The sequence below is a fragment of the Arthrobacter sp. GCM10027362 genome (assembly GCF_042679445.1).
GTDB lineage: Bacteria > Actinomycetota > Actinomycetes > Actinomycetales > Micrococcaceae > Crystallibacter.
On record NZ_JBHTML010000239.1, the window covers coordinates 1 to 5,064 of the forward strand.

Below are 5,064 nucleotides of genomic sequence, written 5' to 3' on the forward strand. Positions count from 1 at the left end.
GGGCATCAACGTGCCCATCCCGGTGCCGATGGCCTACTACTCCTTCGGCGGCTGGAAGAACTCGCTCTTCGGCGACAGCCACGCCCACGGCGCCGAGGGCGTACAGTTCTTCACCCGGGGCAAGGCCGTGACCACCCGCTGGCTGGATCCCAGCCACGGCGGCATCAACCTCGGCTTCCCGCAGAACGCCTGAGCGGCACAGGATCTTCGAAGGGCAAGCACGACTACCGAGGCAACCACCACCGCATCAGCCACCGGCGTGGCCGCGGAGCCGCGGTGGCCACCATCAACGCATGGCCGGGGAGGGCATGGTCGGGAACGCGGCCCGGCTCGGGACCGAGGCATCGGCCCGGGCCTGCGCGAAATCGCCGCACGCCACCGGTCCGCCGGCGAGGTGCGCGGGCTGGGCTGCTTCTGGGCCGTGAAACTGGTGAAAAACCGGCACACCCGCGAACCCCTGGCCGCCTACGGCGGCTCCTCCCCGGAAATGGACGAGGTCATCGCCGCGTGCAAGGCCGGCGGCCTGCTCCCGTTCGCGAACTTCAACCGCGCCCACGTGGCCCCGCCGCCGAACATCAGCGTTGAGGATGCCCGCAGCGGATTGGCAATCCTGGACCGGGCCCTGGAGGTGGCGGACCGCCACGTGCCGGGTTGAGCGGCGCCGCGGAATAACAAGGCGATACGCTGGGCGGGTTGCGCAGGTTGCGCAGCCCGCCCACACGTGAAGGAGCCGAGAAGATGGGACTGCTTTGGGACCGGCTGGACGATCGGCTGCGGCCAGGGGTCGAGGAAGCGGTCCGCGAGTTCGAGCGGGTCCGGCCGCAGCTCGAAGCCGTCACCGCAGACATGCAGGCCCGGATCCGGGACATCTTCCGCGGCACCGACCTGCAGCCGTTGTTCATCACCTCCCGCACGAAAACCGTCGAGTCCTTCCGCGACAAGGCCGCCAGGGTCGTGAAGGCGGCGGAGCCCGGCGGCGTCCCGGTGCTGGAGTTCCCCGATCCGCTCCGGGACCTGCACGACCTGGTGGGCGTGCGGGTGATCGTCGGCCTGCCGCACGAAATCCGGGCCGCGGCCAACCTGATCAAGCGCCAGCGCAGCGAGTTCGACTGCCGGGTGGACCAGGAGAAGGACATCGGCTCGATCGAATCGGGCACGTACGGCTACTCCAGCCGGCACCTGATCCTGCGCACCATCCAGAGCGGCACGGTGAAGCAGTACCAGGAGGTGCTCGCCGGCCCGCCCCGGCCCACCGGCAGCTACCTGTTCGAAGTCCAGATCCGGACCATCCTGGCCCACGCCTGGTCCGAGTTCGAACACCGGATCCGCTTCAAGGCCAGCGAACCGCGGGCACGCAGCCCCTATGTGGACCGCCAGTTCACCGCCGCGGCAGCCATGCTCGAGACGGTCGAGTCCGTCTTCGTCGACCTGGATGAACGCTACGAGACGGTCGCCGGCTATTGGGACGAAGACGGCGAGGGTGCCGCACCACTGACACCGAACCGCATCCGTGACGTATGGCAGACCCTGCTGCCGCATGTGGACCGCAAGGCCGACGACGACTGGGGCTGGGCGGCCGAACTGCTGGCCGCCCACGGCCTGAAAACCACCATGGACCTGGCCGGCCTGCTCCAGACCGAGGCCATCACCCACGTGCGCAAGGCCCTGGACCACCGCTACTCGCCGGGCCCGGACCGGCTGCTCGACGACCTGCTGCTGTGGCGCTACGGGGAGCGGCACATCGAACTAACCGCCGGGGACGACGTCCAGCGCCGTGAGAGCCTGCTGCGCCGGCACCGGCAGATCGAGGCCTACCGGCAGGGCGGCTGACCCGCGCCGTGTCCGGTGCGGGATGGGATGCAACTGTTCCGTGACGAACCAGCCGGTGCGCGAGTCTCCGTGGAGGACGCCGCCGGCCACGTCTCGACCTTCGTCTACCGCAACGTGCTGGTGCTGGCCGTGCTGATCGCGCTCGCCCGCGCGCAATGCGCGGCCGCTCGCCTCCTCGGCCACTGCCCCGCATTCCTCCTGGCCGCGGCGTGGGCCGGGCCGCTACTTACCGTGGTCCGCCCGGCGTCCGCGCTCCTCGAAGACCTCCTCGCCCGGACCGGTGAACGCCTTGCTGCGTTCAACGGCGTCAATGGTGCCGGCGAACAGCTGCGCTTCGTCCGCCTTGGCCGCCGGTGCCGTGGTACGGCGGGCGGCAGGGCCGCCGGCTCCGCCGACGGCCTCCCAGCGCTGGCGCGGCAGCGCCTGCGGGTACTCGCGCTGCAGGAACACGACCATGGCCTCGCGCACCAGGCAGCGCAGGTCGAACAGGGTGCCGCTGTCCTCGGCGCTGACCAGGATGCGCACGCGCACCAGCGAGTTGACGGCGTCGGTAACCTGCAGGATGGCGGTGCGCCCGTCCCAGAGCCGGGAACCCTCGACCACGGTCTTCAACTGCGCCCGCAGCTCGTCCACCGGTACGCGCCAGTCCACATCCAGCTCCACGGTGCCCAGCAGGGCCGCCGTCCGCCGGGTCCAATTCTCGAACGGCGTGGTGGTGAAGTAGGTGGAGGGCAGGATCAGCCGGCGGTCGTCCCAGATATGGACCACCACATAGGTCATGGTGATCTCCTCGACCGTGCCCCACTGCTGCTCTACCACCACCACGTCGTCCACGCGGATCGCGTCGGTGAAGGCCAGCTGCATGCCTGCGAAAACGTTGGTCAGCGAGCTCTGGGCGGCGAGGCCGGCGACGACGGAGAGCACGCCGGCGGAGGCCAGGATGCCGGCGCCCAGGGCACGGACCTGCGGGATGGTCAGGAGGACACATGCCACCGCAATGACCACCAGCAGCGACACGGCCACGCGTCGGCCCAGGATGACCTGGGTCTTGAGCCGGCGGAGCCGGCGGTTGTCCTTGATATCCGTGTGGTACCTGGCCAGGATGGCCGTCTCGATGACCAGCAGCATCACGACTGCGAACCAGGTTAGTGCGCCGATCAGCACCACCACCAGAATCCAGTCCACCGCCGTGAACCACGGCTCGTCCGCGGAGGTCAGGCCGAACACCGCGCGCATCCCGGCGGCGGCCAGCAGCACCCGGAACGGGTTCCGCGCACGGGCGGAGATCCGGCGGATCTCCGGCACCCGCCGGAACAGCCGGTTTGCGACCGCCCGCAGGACCGCGGTGATTGCCAGGGCGCCGGCCACGGCAATCAGCACATCGGCCAGCAACCAGAGGACGTCCTTGAAGTCAGTCATGCTTCGATCGTGTCAGATTGGTGAACCGTTCACCCGCCGGCGCGGCCAGGCCGGTTCCCCGCCTTGAATGCGAAACGGTCCCTGCCCACCGCCAGCCCGGTGGCCATCTGCGCCACGGCGACGGCCACGAGCAGCAGCAGCGGCAGCCACCAGGTGCCGGTGCGCCCGTAGAGCGCCCCGAACAGCGGCGGCCCAGCCGCCGCGAGCAGGTAGCCCACCGACTGGGCCATCCCCGACAGCGCGCTGGCCTCGCGATGGTTCATCGTCCGCAGCCCGAACAGCGCCAGTGCGGTCACCAGCGAACTGCCGCCGCCGAACCCGGCCAGCAGCACCCACAGCAGCATCCCGCCCGGAGCCAGCATCAGCCCCGCCACACCCGCCGCGACCAGGAACGGCGGCAGCGTGGCCGCGAAGCGCTGCTGCCGGCCGCGCAGCAGCTGCGGCGTCAGCAGGCTGGACACCACGCCGATGAGCTGGAAGAGCATCAGGTCCCAGCCGGACTCGACGTGGCCGCGCCCGTAGCTGCGCTCGAGCGTGGGCAGCCAAGTGATGAGGATATAGAACGACATGGACTGCAGCCCCATGTAGAGCGTCACCTGCCAGGCGACGCCGGACTTCCATACCGCTCCACGGGGCGGCGAAGCGTCCTTGGCCACCCGGGCCGCTGCCTGCGGCCCGGGTTTCCCAGGCTGGCTCCCGGCCCGCCGCCTCCGCACCTGCGGCAGCCAGAGCAGCAGCGCCGGGACCGTCAGCACCACGTAGGCCGCCAGTGCGAACCGCCAGCCACCCGGGGCGCCGTCACCCACGGGCAGCCGCGACAGCGGCACGGCCAGGCCCGCGCCCAAGGACGCGATGCCGCCCAGCACGGCGGAATAGAGCCCCGTCAGGGACGCCATCCGGGTGGGGAAATCGCGCTTGAGGATAGCCGGCAGCAGCACGTTGCAGACCGCAATCGCCGCGCCGATGATCACCGTCCCGGCCCACAGGTTGGCGGGGCTGCCCGGGGCCGGCCGCAGCAGGGTCCCGGCGGCCAGCACCAGCAGGGACACGAAGACCGTCCGCTCGACACCGAACCTGCCGCTGATCCCGTGGGCCAGCGGCGAGAACGCACCGAACGCCAGCAGCGGTACCGCCGCCAGGAAACCCAGTGCCGCCTCGCCCAGACCGGTATCCGCGCCGATCTGGTCCAACAGCGGCCCCACCGCGGTCAGCACCGGCCGGAGGTTGGCCGCCACGAGCATGATGCCCGCCATCATCAGCACCGGCGCAGATGCGCGGCGAGCACCGCCGGGTATGGTCAATGCTGACCGCCTTTCGCTTTTGGGCGCTCCCGCAGTGTCGGCTCCGCCGCCACAGCGGGACCCTCGCGCCCCACTCTAGACCGTCGGGCGGGCGTCTTGCGTGCCTGGCTTGGCGGCGGCCGCGGCTCCGCTGGGCAGCGGCAGGAAATTGCTGCGCTACACAAGGTCCGTCTCTTCGGGGACGAGGAGCGCAGCGTCTTCGACCCCGCTTGGCAGCCCCGGCGGCGCCGAGGCCGAGGGCCCTTCGGCCTGCTGGTCTGCCACGAGGCCGGCGCCGACCTGGCCGGGGCATCGACGGCACCGGCGACGGGCTTTTAGGACGTACCGGCACTGCTGCCGCGGCGCAGACTCCAGCTCAGGCAACGGTCCCGGCAACCGCCGGGGTGGGACGCGAGGGCCCGGCGTGCGCGAAACCGCATGCCGGGTGCGTTCCACCCCTAGGGTGTGTCTCCTAATGCCTTGAGCCAGATGGTGATCGCGCGCAGGATGGTGCCGCCGCGGTAGGTCAGGGCGA

General features: G+C 70.7%; 4 protein-coding genes and 1 pseudogene. 3 read left to right on the forward strand and 2 right to left on the reverse strand.

Going from position 1 to position 5,064, the window contains the following annotated elements:
* The 3 genes and pseudogenes from ACFQ36_RS20610 to ACFQ36_RS20620 form a co-directional block, all read left to right on the forward strand.
* Positions 1-193: pseudogene (locus ACFQ36_RS20610) on the forward strand (methylmalonate-semialdehyde dehydrogenase (CoA acylating)); the annotation flags it as partial.
* A 228-nt stretch (positions 194-421) separates the two neighbouring features.
* Positions 422-655 carry a hypothetical protein gene (locus ACFQ36_RS20615; RefSeq protein ID WP_377017071.1) on the forward strand — a complete coding sequence of 78 codons (234 nt, stop codon included), beginning with the start codon at positions 422-424 and terminating at the stop codon, positions 653-655.
* 83 nt (positions 656-738) lie between these two features.
* Positions 739-1,830, forward strand: coding sequence for a GTP pyrophosphokinase family protein (locus ACFQ36_RS20620; protein ID WP_377017073.1), 1,092 nt, complete (start codon positions 739-741; stop codon positions 1,828-1,830).
* A 222-nt stretch (positions 1,831-2,052) separates the two neighbouring features.
* Here ACFQ36_RS20620 and ACFQ36_RS20625 read toward each other — a convergent pair whose 3' ends face one another.
* Both ACFQ36_RS20625 and ACFQ36_RS20630 read right to left on the reverse strand, forming a co-directional pair.
* The gene (locus tag ACFQ36_RS20625) at positions 2,053-3,249 is read right to left on the reverse strand and encodes a mechanosensitive ion channel family protein (protein WP_377017075.1); all 1,197 of its coding nucleotides are present in this window, start codon (positions 3,247-3,249) and stop codon (positions 2,053-2,055) included.
* Between the two features lie 29 nt (positions 3,250-3,278).
* Entirely contained in the window at positions 3,279-4,550 is a 1,272-nt protein-coding gene (locus tag ACFQ36_RS20630) for a CynX/NimT family MFS transporter (protein ID WP_377017077.1), read from the reverse strand.
* Between the last annotated feature and the right edge of the window lie 514 nt (positions 4,551-5,064).

Bases quoted from the DNA above. Each gene is read 5' to 3' on its own strand.
- ACFQ36_RS20620 (WP_377017073.1), top strand. From the start codon at position 739: ATGGGACTGCTTTGGGACCGGCTGGACGATCGGCTGCGGCCAGGGGTC.
- ACFQ36_RS20625 (WP_377017075.1), bottom strand. From the start codon at position 3,249: ATGACTGACTTCAAGGACGTCCTCTGGTTGCTGGCCGATGTGCTGATT.